The organism is Nonomuraea sp. NPDC005983, from assembly GCF_040614375.1.
Taxonomy (GTDB): Bacteria; Actinomycetota; Actinomycetes; order Streptosporangiales; family Streptosporangiaceae; genus Nonomuraea.
Map to the genome: position 1 here is coordinate 18,822 of NZ_JBEXUP010000099.1, position 14,024 is coordinate 32,845.

The 14,024-nt window shown below is 71.9% G+C and carries 12 protein-coding genes; 10 read left to right on the top strand and 2 right to left on the bottom strand.

The genetic code is table 11. The annotated features are described in order from the left end of the window. Window positions 1-81 precede the first annotated feature (81 nt). The 3 genes from ABZ297_RS33000 to ABZ297_RS33010 all read left to right on the top strand — a co-directional run bounded on the left by ABZ297_RS33000 (window position 82) and on the right by ABZ297_RS33010 (window position 2,369). A complete protein-coding gene (locus tag ABZ297_RS33000; protein ID WP_355354424.1) occupies window positions 82-303 on the top strand; it encodes a hypothetical protein in 222 nt (73 codons plus the stop codon). Between the two features lie 109 nt (window positions 304-412). After that, on the top strand, window positions 413-1,306 hold the full coding sequence (locus ABZ297_RS33005; protein ID WP_355354427.1) for a glycosyltransferase family 2 protein: 894 nt from the start codon (window positions 413-415) through the stop codon (window positions 1,304-1,306). Window position 1,307: 1 nt separating this feature from the next. Continuing rightward, on the top strand, window positions 1,308-2,369 hold the full coding sequence (locus tag ABZ297_RS33010; protein ID WP_355354430.1) for a glycosyltransferase family 4 protein: 1,062 nt from the start codon (window positions 1,308-1,310) through the stop codon (window positions 2,367-2,369). Here the strand turns inward: ABZ297_RS33010 and ABZ297_RS33015 are convergent. Continuing rightward, window positions 2,270-3,229: a lysylphosphatidylglycerol synthase domain-containing protein gene (locus ABZ297_RS33015; protein WP_355354433.1), complete on the bottom strand. Its 960-nt coding sequence runs from the start codon at window positions 3,227-3,229 to the stop codon at window positions 2,270-2,272. The genes ABZ297_RS33010 and ABZ297_RS33015 overlap by 100 nt on opposite strands. A 211-nt stretch (window positions 3,230-3,440) precedes the next feature. Between ABZ297_RS33015 and ABZ297_RS33020 the strand changes: the two genes are divergently transcribed. The 7 genes from ABZ297_RS33020 to ABZ297_RS33050 all read left to right on the top strand — a co-directional run bounded on the left by ABZ297_RS33020 (window position 3,441) and on the right by ABZ297_RS33050 (window position 13,063). Then, window positions 3,441-4,268 carry a class I SAM-dependent methyltransferase gene (locus ABZ297_RS33020; RefSeq protein WP_355354436.1) on the top strand — a complete coding sequence of 276 codons (828 nt, stop codon included), beginning with the start codon at window positions 3,441-3,443 and terminating at the stop codon, window positions 4,266-4,268. 17 nt (window positions 4,269-4,285) lie between these two features. After that, entirely contained in the window at window positions 4,286-5,188 is a 903-nt protein-coding gene (locus ABZ297_RS33025; protein ID WP_355354439.1) for a lysylphosphatidylglycerol synthase transmembrane domain-containing protein, read from the top strand. A gap of 91 nt (window positions 5,189-5,279) precedes the next feature. Then, a complete protein-coding gene (locus tag ABZ297_RS33030; protein ID WP_355354442.1) occupies window positions 5,280-6,398 on the top strand; it encodes a glycosyltransferase family 1 protein in 1,119 nt (372 codons plus the stop codon). Window positions 6,399-6,593: 195 nt separating this feature from the next. Further along, window positions 6,594-7,685 carry an NDP-sugar synthase gene (locus tag ABZ297_RS33035; protein WP_355354445.1) on the top strand — a complete coding sequence of 364 codons (1,092 nt, stop codon included), beginning with the start codon at window positions 6,594-6,596 and terminating at the stop codon, window positions 7,683-7,685. 12 nt (window positions 7,686-7,697) lie between these two features. Then, window positions 7,698-8,591 carry a DNA-3-methyladenine glycosylase 2 family protein gene (locus ABZ297_RS33040; RefSeq protein WP_355354448.1) on the top strand — a complete coding sequence of 298 codons (894 nt, stop codon included), beginning with the start codon at window positions 7,698-7,700 and terminating at the stop codon, window positions 8,589-8,591. Window positions 8,592-8,677: 86 nt separating this feature from the next. Continuing rightward, window positions 8,678-11,239, top strand: coding sequence for a bifunctional FO biosynthesis protein CofGH (locus ABZ297_RS33045; RefSeq protein WP_355354451.1), 2,562 nt, complete (start codon window positions 8,678-8,680; stop codon window positions 11,237-11,239). A 75-nt stretch (window positions 11,240-11,314) separates the two neighbouring features. Further along, entirely contained in the window at window positions 11,315-13,063 is a 1,749-nt protein-coding gene (locus ABZ297_RS33050) for a substrate-binding and VWA domain-containing protein (protein WP_355354454.1), read from the top strand. A 71-nt stretch (window positions 13,064-13,134) separates the two neighbouring features. On the opposite strand, the gene ABZ297_RS33055 is transcribed toward ABZ297_RS33050, so the two are convergent. Continuing rightward, a complete protein-coding gene (locus ABZ297_RS33055; protein WP_355354457.1) occupies window positions 13,135-13,881 on the bottom strand; it encodes a lytic polysaccharide monooxygenase in 747 nt (248 codons plus the stop codon). Between the last annotated feature and the right edge of the window lie 143 nt (window positions 13,882-14,024).

A 14,024-nucleotide genomic window follows, 5' to 3' on the forward strand; every position in this document is an offset into this window, starting at 1 on the left:
TTCTGGCGCGCGTCGAAGCCCGCTCGGACGTCCGCCGCCTGCGTCGGCGGACCCGCCACGCAGGCGCAGCGCGACGCGGTCGTGGCGCGGCTGCGCGGGCTCGACGGGGTCGAGGAGGTGTTCCTGCAGGACAAGGCGTTCGGGCTGCGGCTGGCCAAGCACCTCGACCCGGAGCGGTACGTCACGGCCGCCGACGTCGCCGAGGCGCTCTACGTCCGGTTCGACGACCCCGGAAAGGCCAGGGCGGCGGGCCGGGAAGTGCTCAGGATGCCGGGCGTCGGGTGGGCGACCTTGGTCAAGTGATGGGTGGTGCGGGGAGTCCGCGGGAGCTCGATGTGGACTCGGCTCCCAGCGGGGCAGAGTACCCTCGACGCACGTGAGCACGCCTGAGACCCCCCAGAGTGGAAACGCCGTGGAAGAAGCGCCATACGTCACGATTGTCCTGCCCTGCTACAACGAGCAGAATCACGTGATCGACGAGGTGGAGCGCATCACGAGGGCGATGGACTCGAGCGGCTACGCCTACGAGCTGGTGGCGGTCGACGACTGCTCCACCGACCAGACGCTGGCCAGGTTGCAGGAGGCCGCGCCGAGCTTCCCGCACCTGCGGATCCGCGCCTTCCACCGCAACGGAGGCGCCGGGACGGTCCGCAGGATCGGCTCGCAGGAGGCCCGGGGCGAGATCGTCGTCTGGACCGACGCCGACATGACCTACCCGAACGAGCGCATCCCCGAGCTGGTGCAGATCCTGGAGAAGGACCAGACCATCGACATGGTGGTCGGCGCGCGTACCAGCGAGGAGGGCTCGCACAAGCTGCTGCGCGTGCCCGCCAAGTGGGTGATCCGCAAGGTGGCCGAGCAGCTGGCGGGGCAGAAGATCCCCGACCTGAACTCGGGGCTGCGGGCGTTCCGCAGGTCCGTGGCGAAGCCGTATCTCAGGCTGCTGCCTCCGGGGTTCTCCTGCGTCACGACGATCACGCTGTCGTTCCTGTCGAACCAGCACGACGTCTACTACCTGCCGATCGACTACGCCAAGCGGGCGGGCAAGTCGAAGTTCAGCTTCGTGTCCGACGCGTACCGGTACATCCTGCAGGTGCTGCGGATGATCATGTACTTCAACCCGCTCAAGGTGCTCATGCCGCCCGCGCTCTGGCTGGTGGGCATCGGGTTCGTCAAGGGCGTCTGGGACATGATCCGGCAGCCGTTCTACTTCCCCGCGAACACCGTCATGATCTTCCTGTCCGGGCTGCTGATCGGGTCGGTGGCCCTGCTGGCGGACCTGATCGTGCGGTCGCGAGGGGAGTAGCGTGCGGATCGCCATCGTCGGCCCGACCTATCCGTACAAGGGGGGCGGGGCGCAGCACACCACCGAGCTCGCGCACCGGCTCGCCGCGCACGGCCACGACGTGGTGATCGAGTCGTGGCGGGCGCAGTACCCGTCGTTCCTGTATCCGGGGCAGCAGACCATCTCCGCGCCCGAGGGCACGCCGTTCCCCGGCACCCGGCGCGACCTCGACTGGCGGCGTCCTGACGGGTGGGTGGCGTGCGGGCGGCGGCTGCGCTCGGCCGACCTGGTGATCCTGACGGTGCTGAGCCCGGTCCAGGTCCCCGCCTACCTGGGGATCCTGTTCGGGATCGGGCGAAGGACGCCCACCGTCGCGCTCTGCCACAACGTGCTGCCGCACGAGCGCAAGCCGTACGACAGGCCGCTGATGAAGGCGCTGCTCAACCGGGTCGACAGCGTGCTGACCCACTCCGACCAGCAGGCGGCGCTGGCCCGGTCGCTGACCGACAGGCGGGTGAGCGTGGCCGGGCTGCCGCCGCACCTGCCCGCCACGAAGGCGGCCCGGCAGGCGGGCGTGCGCGACCGGCTGCTCTTCTTCGGGATGGTCCGCCCGTACAAGGGGCTCGACCTGCTGCTGCGCGCCCTGCCCGAGGGGGTCGGCCTGACCGTGGCGGGCGAGTTCTGGGGCGGCCTCCAGGAGACCGAGACGCTGGTCACGGAGCTGGGCCTGGGCGACAGGGTTGAGCTGCGTCCCGGCTACGTGGCCGCCGAGGACGTGCCCGGGCTGTTCGCCGAGGCCGACGCGCTCGTCCTGCCGTACCGGAGCGCGACCGCCAGCCAGAACGTCTGGCTCGGGCACGAGAACGGCGTGCCGGTGATCGCCACCCGTGTCGGCGCGCTCGCCGAGCACGTCACCGACGGCGTCGACGGCCTGCTGGTCGAGCCGGGCGACGTCGCGGCGCTGCGGCGGGCGATCGAGCGCTTCTACGCCTCGGGCGAGCCCGAGAGGTTGCGGTCGGGGGTCAAGGCGGTCGATCCGGAGCCGTTCTGGGCCGTGTACGTCGCCACCTTGCTGGCTTCCTGACGTCCGAGCAGGAAGGCGACGCCGGCGGCCAGGGCGTCGCCCAGCGTGAACGCCACCCGCGACACCACCGCCGCCGCGTAGGCGGCCCCGGTGCCGATGACCGGCGTGAGGACGAGCACCAGCGCGCCCTCACGCACGCCCACGCCCGCGGGCACGACGACGGCGAGCAGCCCGCTCGCCCAGGCGAACGCGTAGCCGCCGGTCGCGATCAGGTAGCTGTCCCACCGGCCCGCGAGCAGCGAGATGTGCAGGCCGTAGACGAACCAGCCGAGCGCGGTCCAGGCCACCGCGACGAGGACGGTGCGTCCGGGCAGCACGCTCTCCAGCGGTTCCCTGCGGGCGACGCGCAACGCCAGGTTGAGACCCCAGGTGAGCACCTTCGGGTGCAGGCACACGATGATCACCGGCACGAGCAGGAGCAGGTACCAGGCCTGGCGTACGGCCTGCTGGGTCGCCAGTGTCGCGGCGGCGATGGACAGCGCCACACCCAGGTTGATCACCAGGGACAGCGAGATGCACGCGAACGTGCGGCGGGGCGGGCTGCCGTGGTCGCGGCCCAGCTCCATCGTCGCCGCGTACGCCCAGACCGAGCCGGGGATGTACTTGCCGAGCTGGCCGACGAACATGATCCGCCCGGCCACCCGCAGCGGGAGCGGCGTGCCGAGCCCGGCCAGCACCTGCCGCCAGGCGACCAGCATGCAGAACTGGCCGACCAGCACGGCCGCGAACGAGCCGAGCACCGCCCACGGCGAGAGCCTGCCGGCCGCCGCCACGATCTCGTCCCAGTTGCGCGCCAGGCCGTAGCCGAGGAAACCGAGCGCGACCAGAGCGAGCAGGACGCGCAGCAGGCGACGAAGCATTGGGCCAGGCTACGCGTGGCTCGCCAGGTATAGCCAGACGACGCAGCCGACCCGTGCCGGCGCGGCAAGGGTGATCTTGGCCGCGCTGTACGGCCTGTCGCCCTGGACCTCGTCCTATCTCGCCCCCACATGCGAACAACCCGGCAGTCGGGCGCCGTCCCAAGCCCGTTGGCGGGTTCACGGACGTCGAGCGCAGGTACTGTTGGGCGGCGTGGGTAAGCAACGGGTCGCGCAGCTGGAGTACTCCGAGTTCCAGTCGGCGATGCTGGACGAGGAGAAACGCCGTCGCAAGGCCGCGAAGATCATCGCGGTGCTCGAGCACTTCCACGGTCCGCTCGACGGGCTGACCGTGGGCGACGTCGGCTGCTCGGCCGGATTCATCGCCGACGAGCTGGCAGGAGCCGGGGCCGGGCACACGCTCGGCATCGACATCGACGTGCCCGGCCTGCGCAGGGCGGCCGACCGGTTCGGCGAGCGGGTCGCGTTCGTCTGCGGCGACGGCACGGCGCTGCCGTTCCCCGACGGCTCGATCGACGTCCTGGTGTTCAACCACATCTACGAGCACGTGGTCGACCCCGACGCGGTGGTGGCCGAGATGCGCCGGGTGCTCTCCGACGACGGCGTGCTCTACCTGGGCCTGGGCAACCGGCTCGGCGTCATGGAGCCGCACTACAAGCTGCCGTTCCTGTCGTACCTGCCGCCCGCGCTCGCCGACCGGTACGTCCGCGCCTTCGGCCGGGCCGACCAGTACTACGAGCGCTACCGCACCCGCCGCGGGCTGCGCAGGATGCTGCGGGCCTTCCACGTCTGGGACTACACCTTCCCCGTGCTGGCCACGCCGACCCGGTTCGCTGGCTCCGAGCTGTTCCCCGGCGCGGTCGGCCGGGCCGCGCAGGCCGTCCTGGCGCGCACGCCGCGTGCGGCGCTGCGGCTGCTGCTCCCGCTCGTGCCGACGTACCTGTGGGTGGCGACGAAGCGGCCGCGCCGCCCGGCGGGCGCCGACCTCCCGCAGCCCCCCGAGCGGGTCCTTCCCCTGTGAGCACGGCAGAGCAGACCATGAGCGACGACACTCCGGGCGTGGTGGCGCCGAGACGGTCGCCTGTGCGGCGGCTGGTCCGCGCCGGGTTCCTCCTCGTCGCCCTCGGGTTCGGCGGCTGGGCCATCGCCTCGCAGTGGGACGCCGTGGTCGCCGGGTTCGCCAGGCTCGACCCGCCGATGCTGGTCGCGTCGCTCGGCGCCGTGGTGGCCGCGCTGCTTGGCGCCATGCTCACCTGGCGGACCCTGCTGGCCGACCTCGGCTCGCCGCTGCCGTTCAGGCCCGCGGCCAAGGTGTTCTTCGTGGGCCAGCTCGGCAAGTACATCCCCGGCGCGGTCTGGCCGATGATCGCCCAGATGGAGATGGGCCGCGACCTCGGCGTACCGCGCTCGCGGAGCGCTGCGGCCTTCTTCCTGATGATGCCGGTCCAGCTCGCCAGCGGCCTGCTCGTCACGCTCGGCACCCTCGGCTGGAACCGGTACGGCTGGCTGCTGCTCTTCATCCCGGTGCTCCTCGTGCTGCTGGAGCCCAAGGTGATCAACGGCGTGATCGGATACGGCCTGCGCAGGCTGAAGCGCGAGCCGCTGGAACGCCCGCTGACCAGGCGCGGCATGCTCACCGCGCTCGGCTGGGCGGTGGCGGGCTGGGCCTGCTACGGCCTGCACCTGTACTTCGTCGCCCCCGAGGGCGGCCTGCTCTTCGCCATCGGCGCGTTCGCGCTGTCGTGGTGCCTGGGCATCCTGACGTTCGTCGTGCCTGCGGGAGCCGGGGTGCGGGAGGTGGCCATGGTGGCCGTGCTCGCGCCCGTGCTCGACCGCGGATCCGCGATCGCCGTCGCGCTCGCCTCGCGTGTCGTCATCGTCATAGGGGATCTGATCTGCGCGGGCCTCGCTGGAATTGCGGCACGTCGCGACTCGGTGTGATTTGGCACACGATTTGGGGGAGGCTGGTCATAAGCTGAACCGGAGGGGGACGCCGTGTCCCGCGTTGATCTTGAGGGGAGAAGATCTTCGTATGCCCCGAGTGCTCGTGGACGCGGCGGCGGTCCCCGCTGATCGCGGCGCGTTGATCAGATACGTTGACGGGCTGGTCGCCGGCCTGGACCGGGCAGGAGCCGATCTCGCGGTGGTCTGCCAGCGGTCCGACGCCGAGAGGTACGGACGGCTCGCGCCCTCCGCCGACGTCATTCCCGGCCCCGTCGCCATCACCAACAGGGCGGCCAGGCTCGCCTGGGAGCAGACCGGAGTGCCGCTCCTCGCCCGCAAGGCGGGAGCCGAGGTCATCCACGCCCCCTACTACTCGATCCCGCTCCGCTCGGGGCTGCCGACCGTCGTCACCGTGCACGACGTCACCTGGTTCACCGAGCCCGACCAGCACAGCGCGGCCAAGGCGTCGTTCTTCCGCTCGGCCACCCGCACCGCCGTGCGTCACGCCGGCCGCGTGATCGTCCCGTCCAAGGCGACCAGGGACGAACTGGTGCGCGTGCTGGCCGCCGACCCCACCCGCATCGACGTCGCCTACCACGGCGTCGACCACGAGCTCTTCCACCCCCCGAGCGAGGTGGAGATCCGGCGTGCGGCCGACAGGTGCGGGCTGCACGGCCAGCCGTACGTGGCCTTCCTGGGCGCGCTGGAGCCGCGCAAGAACGTCCCCAACCTGATCCGCGGCTTCGCGGCGGCCGTCAAGAGCCTGGACGAGCCGCCCGCGCTGGTGATCGGCGGTGGCGTGCACGAGGACGACGTCGACGCCGCCTGCCGCGAGGTCGAGGCCACGGTCAAGGTGGTGCGGCCCGGCTTCCTGCGCATCCCCGACCTGCCGGGCTTCCTTGGCGGGGCGATCGTGGTGGCGTTCCCGTCCCTGGGCGAGGGGTTCGGGCTGCCGGTGCTGGAGGCGATGGCGTGCGGCGCGCCCGTGCTGACCACGCACCGTACATCCCTGCCGGAGGTCGGCGGCGACGCCGTCGCCTACACCGAGCCCGACGCCGACAGCATCGCCTCTGCGCTCGGCGACCTCCTGGCCTCGCCGGAAAGGCGCCGGCAGTACCAGGAGGCGGGGCTGGCCAGGGCTCGCGAGTTCACCTGGGAGGCCTCGGTGGAGGCGCATCTCAGCTCTTATCAACGCGCCATCGAATAGTTCGGTAACCTCGCGTAGTGACCCTCCCCTTTCGAAAGGGCCGGCCTTTCGCCGGGGCGTCACGCGGGCATGTGACGTTACCGCCGCCGCGGCCATGGGAGATGTCGCGGGCCACCCCCTGCGTGTAATGGCACCGACGAAATCCGAGAGGAGGAAGCACGGAGGAAGCCGTCAGGCCGGCTCCGTGTGGATCTGATGGAGAGCTCCTTGTCAGGTCTCGAGGCGATTCTCCTGGTCGGGGGGCAGGGCACCCGCCTGCGTCCGCTGACACTGGGCACGCCGAAGCCGCTGCTGCCGACCGCCGGAGTGCCGTTCCTGGCCCACCAACTGGCCAGGGCCCGCTCGTTCGGCGTGCGTCGGATCGTCTTCGCGACCTCGTACAAGGCGTCGATGTTCGAGCCGGTCTTCGGCGACGGGGCCGCGTTCGGGCTCTCGCTGGAGTACATCACCGAGGAGACCCCGCTCGGCACGGGCGGCGCGATCCGTAACGCAGCGGAGGCGCTGACCTCGGGGCCCGGCGACCCGGTGCTGGTGCTCAACGGCGACATCCTGTCGGGTCACGACATCGGCGACCAGGTGCGTACCCACCTCGCCCGCGAGGCCGCTGTAACGCTCCATTTGACAGAGGTCGACGATCCGACCCGGTTCGGCTGTGTGCCGACCGACGAGTCGGGGCGGGTGACGGCCTTCCTGGAGAAGACGCCCAACCCGGTGACGAACCGGATCAACGCGGGCTGCTACGTCTTCACCCGCTCGGTGATCGACCGGATCCCGGGTGACGAGGTCGTGTCGGTGGAGCGTGAGACGTTCCCGGGGCTGATCGACTCCGGCGACCTGGTGCTCGGCTACGCCGACCGGACGTACTGGCTCGACGTGGGCACCCCGGCCGCCTTCGTGCGCGGCTCGCGCGACCTGGTGCTCGGCCGGCTGGCCTCCCCGGCCCTGCCGGGCCCGACGGGGGAGTACCTGGCGCTCGACGGCGCGAGGGTCTCTCCCGAGGCCAAGGTGCAGGGCGGTTCGGCGGTCGGCGCCGGTGCCGTGGTCGAGGCGGGCGCCTCCGTGGTGGGGTCCGTGCTGGGCGACGGCTGCGTGGTGGAGTCGGGCGCGTCGGTCACCGACTCGGTCGTGGGCAGAGGCGCCCGGGTCTGCGGGGGCGCGGTGGTATGCGACGCGGTCATCGGTGACCAGGCCGTGGTCGGGCCGGGGAACGAGCTTCAGGCGGGCGTCCGCGTCTGGCCGGGGATCGAGCTGCCCGAACGCGCGGTCCGCTACTCCAGCGACGTCTGATCCGGCACGGTCGTGGAACGCAGGTGGGCTCCCGACGGGCCGCTCGACGTCGGGCTGGCGCTGGCCCCGCACCGGCGGGGCACCGGCGATCCCACCTGGCGGATGGGCGGCGACGGCGCGGTCTGGCGCACCTGCCGCACGCCTGACGGGCCCGGCACCCTCCGGGTGCGCGTCGAGGCGTCGACCGTGTGCGGGCAGGCGTGGGGGCCGGGGGCCGGGTGGCTGCTGGAGACGCTCCCCACGCTGCTCGGCGCCGAAGACGATATTTCGGGATTCAGCGTCAAACATCAGGTCTTGGCGGACGTCGCCAGGAAGCACGCCGGGCTGCGCATCGGCAGGACGGGCCGCGTCATGGAGGCCCTCGTCCCCGCCGTGCTCGAGCAGAAGGTCGTCGGCCGGGAGGCGTGGCGCGCGTGGCGGTGGCTGCTGGCCAGGCACGGCGAGCCCGCGCCAGGCCCGGCACCCGAGGGCATGCGGGTGCTCCCCGAGCCTGAGGTGTGGCGGGAGATCCCCTCCTGGCACTGGCACCGGGCGGGGGCCGAGGCCGTGCGGGCCCGGACGATCGCCACCGCCGCCTGGCACGCCGCCAAGCTGGAGGCCGCTGCCACCACCGAGGAGCTCGACCGGCTGCTGCGCGCCCTGCCGGGCGTCGGGGTGTGGACGTCGGCCGAGGTGCGGCAGCGCGCCTTCGGCGATCCCGACGCGGTCAGCGTCGGCGACTTCCACCTGGCCAAGATCGTGGGGTACGCCCTGACCGGCGAGAAGACCGACGACGCCGGGATGCTGCGCCTGCTCGCCCCCTACGAGGGGCACCGGCACCGGGCCACCGTCCTCATCGGACTCACCGGGCTGCGCCCGCCGCCACGCGGCCCGCGCATGGCCGTCAGAGACTACCGCTCCTTCTGACGGCCCTTCGGCAAGGAGGGGGTTCCGGCGCCCCCTGAGTGCCCCCTGAGTGCCCACTGCGAACTCAGCTTTCGTAGTGTGCCGTTATGAGTCTGGTCAGCGATTCCGCATTCCGCCGCGCCCTCGCCCGTGCCCGCGACGGCAAGGCCATCGACGTCGCCGAGGCGACCGTGCTGTTGCACGCGCGCGACGAGCACCTCGACACGCTGCTCGAACACGCCTCCCGGGTGCGCGACGCCGGGCTGAGGGCGGCCGGTCGCGAAGGGATCGTCACCTACAGCAGGAAGGTGTTCATCCCGCTGACCCGGTTGTGCCGCGACCGCTGCGGCTACTGCACGTTCGCGACCGCGCCGAACAAGCTCCCGGCCCCCTTCCTCAGCCCCGACGAGGTGCTGGAGATCGCCAGGCAGGGCGCGGCCATGGGGTGCAAGGAGGCGCTGTTCACCCTGGGCGACCGGCCGGAGGACCGCTGGCACCAGGCCCGCGAGTGGCTCGACGCGCACGGCTACGACGACACGCTGTCGTACGTGCGGGCCATGGCGATCAGGGTCCTGGAGGAGACCGGCCTGCTGCCGCACCTCAACCCCGGTGTGCTGAGCTGGCGCGACCTGCAGCGGCTCAAGCCGGTCGCGCCGTCCATGGGGATGATGCTGGAGACCACCTCGCGGCGGCTGTTCGAGGAGAAGGGGCAGCCGCACTACGGCTCCCCCGACAAGGACCCGGCGGTGCGGCTGCGCGTGCTGGAGGACGCGGGCCGCACGAACGTGCCGTTCACGACCGGCATCCTGATCGGCATCGGCGAGACCGTCGAGGACCGGGCCGAGTCCCTCTTCGCGATCCGCCGGGTGGCCAGGGAGTACGGCGGCGTCCAGGAGGTGATCGTGCAGAACTTCCGCGCCAAGCCCGACACCGCGATGCGCGGCCTCCCGGACGCGGACCTGCAGGAACTGGCCGCCACCATCGCCGTCGCCCGCCTGGTGCTCGGCCCGCGCATCCGCCTCCAGGCGCCGCCCAACCTGGTGGACGCGGAGTACGAGCTGATGATCCGCGCCGGCATCGACGACTGGGGCGGCGTCTCGCCCCTCACCCCCGACCACGTCAACCCCGAGCGTCCGTGGCCTCAGATCGACGAGCTCGCCGCCCGCACCGCCGAGGCGGGCTTCACGCTGAAGGAGCGGCTGACGATCTACCCCGAGTACGTACGGGCGGGCGAGCCGTGGCTCGACCCCCGGCTGTTCGCGCACGTCCAGGCGCTGGCCGACCCGGCCACCGGGCTCGCCAGGCAGGACGCGGTCCTGGAGGGCCGCCCCTGGCAGGAGCCCGACGGCGGATTCGTCGCCTCCGGACGGGTGGACCTGCACGTCGAGGTGGACACGTCCGGACGTGCCGGCGACAGGCGCGACGACTTCGACCACGTCTACGGCGACTGGGACGCCCTGCGCGAACGTGTCGGCACGGCGGGCGCGGCCAGCACGCCCAGCGAGGTCCGGCAGGCGCTCAGGAGGGCGGAGGCCGACCCGGCGGGGCTGAGCGACGCCGAGGCGGTGGCGCTGCTGTCGGCCGAGGGGGGAGCCCTGGACGAGCTGGCCCGCATCGCCGACGACCTGCGCCGCCAGAGCGCCGGCGACGATGTGACGTACGTGGTCAACAGGAACATCAACTTCACCAACGTCTGCTACACCGGCTGCCGGTTCTGCGCGTTCGCCCAGCGCAGGACCGACGCCGACGCCTTCACGCTGAGCCTGGACCAGGTGGCCGACCGGGCGGAGGAGGCGTGGCTGGCCGGGGCGACCGAGGTGTGCATGCAGGGCGGCATCCATCCGGACCTGCCGGGAACCGCGTACTTCGACATCGCCAGGGCGGTCAAGGGGAGAACGCCCGAGATGCACGTCCACGCCTTCTCCCCGATGGAGGTCATCAACGGCGCGAGCCGGACGAACCTCTCGATCGAGGACTGGCTGCACGCCGCCAAGGAGGCCGGGGTCGACTCGCTGCCCGGCACGGCCGCGGAGATCCTCGACGACGATGTGCGCTGGGTGCTGACGAAGGGCAAGCTGCCGGCCAAGGAGTGGATCGAGGTCATCACGACCGCGCACCGGGTGGGGCTCCCGACCACGTCCACGATGATGTACGGGCACGTCGACACGCACCTGCACTGGGTCAGGCACATCAAGCTCATCAGGCGGCTGCAGGAGGAGACCGGCGGGTTCTCGGAGTTCGTGCTGCTGCCGTTCGTGCACACCAGCGCTCCGATCTACCTCGCGGGTGTCGCCAGGCCGGGGCCGACCGCGCAGGAGAACCGGGCGGTGCACGCGCTGGCCCGGATCCTGCTGCACGGCGCGATCGACAACATCCAGTGCTCGTGGGTCAAGCTCCGTGACGACCTGTGCCGCCAGGTGCTGCAGGGCGGGGTGAACGACCTCGGTGGCACGCTGATGGAGGAGACGATCAGCCGGATGGCCGGTTCCGAGAACGGCTCGTACAAGACGATCAGCGAGTTGCGCGAGATGGTCGCGGTCTCCGGCAGGCCCGTCAGGCAGCGCACCACCGACTACGGCGAGCCGGACGCCGAGCGGCTGGCCGCCTCCGCGGCGAGCGACGGGGTGTGCCAGAGCGTCAGGCGGGTACTGCCACTGGCCGAAATGTAACGAGTTCTACTGACTCTTGCGCGCGCGGCGGGAGGCATGGGGAGAATCATCTCTCCCCTGGAGAGAGGGATTACCGTGCCGTTGGGTCAACACCGTGCCGCTCCCGCTCCCGAGCAGCGGCGGAGGAAGGCATTACGGCGCGGCCTGCTGGCCGGCCTCGCGGTCGTGGCCGTCGTCGCGGGCACCCTCGTGGTGGTCCTGGGCGGCGGCGGCGCGCTGTGCTCCACACGAGAGCCTGTTCTGGTCAGCGTCGCCGCCGCGGTGGACGTCGCCCCGGTGGCCATGGAGGCGGCCGGGCGGTTCAACGAGACCCGCACCTCGGTGGGCGGCCGGTGCGTGCTCGTCCAGGTGACCGAGCAGCCGCCGGCCACGGTGCTGCGCACGCTGATCGGCGACCGGGCGGGCGTCCTCCGGGAGCGGCCCGACGGCTGGATCGCCGACTCGTCCGCGTGGATCAGGCTGGCCCGCAAGCAGGGCGCGAGTGCGCTGCCCGCGGGTGAGAGCGTGGTGGCCACCTCGCCGCTGGTGTTCGCCACCCGCGCCTCGCTCGCCCAGCGCTTCTCCGTCGGCAGGACGGAGATGAACTGGCGGATGGTCTTCCCCTCGACCGTGCGGGGACGGCTGACGCCCAACGACGACGAACCGGACATCGTCCGCGTCCCCGACCCGTCTTTGGCGGGGGCCGGGATCGCGACGGTCGCCGCCGCCAGGGACGTGGTGGGCAAGGGCGCGGCGGCCGACAAGGCGCTGACCGCGTTCGTCCGGTGGGCGCAGGCCGGCTCGGCGCCCGACTACCGCAGCATGCTGGCCGCCGTGGACGACCACACGTTCTGGAAGCGCCCGGTGGTGATCGTCCCCGAGCAGTCGGTGTGGACGCACAACCAGCAGCCCTCGGCCGACCCCGTGGTCGCGCTGCACCCGCGCGAGGGCACGATCAACCTCGACTACCCGTACGTGGTGACGGCGGCGGACGCGACGGTCGCGGAGGCGTCCACGGTGTTCGCCGACTGGTTGCGCGGCCCGCAGGCGCAGGACCTGGTGCGACGGGCGGGCTTCAGGTCCGGCGACGGCGCCCAGGGGCCGATCTCCCCTGGGCCGTCCATCCCCACGGAGGCGCCCCGGACCAGGCCCTCGGTCTCGTCCGAGGACATCGACGACGCGCTCCAGGCGTGGAGCAGGCTCGCCCCGCCGACCAACATCCTGGTGCTGGCCGACACCTCCAAGCACATGGCGGAGCCGCTGAAGGGCACCACCCGGGTGGCCGTCGCGCTGGACGCCGCCAAGATCGGCCTCCAGCTGTTCCCCGACTCGACGCACATGGGCCTGTGGGAGTTCGCCGACGGGCTCGGCGGGGCCAAGGGCTACCGGGAGCTGGTCGGGCTCGGGCCGATCAACGAGCCCGAGACGGGGCAGCTCGTCCGGCGTGGGCGGTTGAACCAGCTGACCACCACGATCAGCGCGCACCCCGACCGGTCGAGCTCGCTCTACGACGCGATACTCGGCGGTTTCCGCGAGGTCTCCAGCGACTACCGCGAGGAGATGAACAACACGCTCCTCGTGATCACCGCGGGACAGGACGACGGGCGCGGCCTGAAACTGCCGCAGCTCCTCGACGAGCTGCACCACGAATGGAACCCCAACAAGCCCGTGCAGATCGTGGTCATCGCCTTCGGTGCCGGCGTCGACCGCGACAGCCTGTCCGCGATCACGCTGGCGACCAACGGCTCCCTGCACGTGGCCCAGCAGCCGGGCGAGATCATCGACGTCTTCCTCGCCGCGCTGGCCCGCCGCCTGTGCCACCCCACCTGCAAACCGACCACGTGACGGGGGGCGCCGGTCGGCCGGCGCCCCCCGCTGCTCATCGGCGGATCAGCTGGTCCGCGCTCGTCGGCGGGTCAGCTGGTCCGCTGCCAGAGCGCGGGCACGTTCGGCGGCTCCCACCCGGGCAGGGCGGTGTGCGCCTGGATGCAGCGGTAGGTCACCCCGCCGTAGGTCACCACGGCGCCGACCGAGTACGCCGTGCCCGCCGCCCAGGTGCCGCCGGGAACCGTCGGCGTCGGGGTCGGAGTGGGCGTCGGGGTGGGGGTGGGGGTCGGGGTCGGCGTCGGCGTGGGCGTCGGCTGGCCGCCACCGCCACCGAAGCGCAGGTCGATGCAGGAGTAGAAGGCGTTGGGGGTGTCGGCGATGTTCCAGATCGCCAGGACCTTCTGCTTGCCCGTGAAGCCGGAGAAGTTCACGGTGTGCGAGAGCGTCGCGGGTGGCTGCTTGCCGCCGTCGTCGAAGACCGCGACCCGGGTGCCGCCGACGTAGTACTCCCACGTGCTGGTGGCGTGCCTGGCGGTCAGCACCCAGTTGAAGGTGACCGTGGTGCCGACCGACGTGACGGGCCAGGGCTTGCTCTCGTCGCTGAGCTGCGCGAACCGGGCGTTGCCGCCGTCGCAGCTCCGCAGGCCCTTGGGCCCTTCCACGCTCTGCGGCTCGTAGATGATCTCGCCGCAGTCGGGCACCTTGCCCTGGGCGCAGAAGGCCTGACGGCTCGGCGGCGAGTTCACGTACCCGTGGGCCAGCGCCGGCTGGGCGATGACCATCGTGGTGGCGATGGAGATCACCGCCATGGCGATCAACGTGAGCGTCCTTCGCATGAAGTGCTCCTTCAGATGGGGGGATACCTCAAATCTAAAGGAAAGTTTCCTAACGGTAAATGCTCCATGACAGCCCCCGTCCCTGCCTGTCAGCGCGGACGCGCGGCGGGGCGGCGGGTGGCGGCGTACCGCCCCGGCCGGCG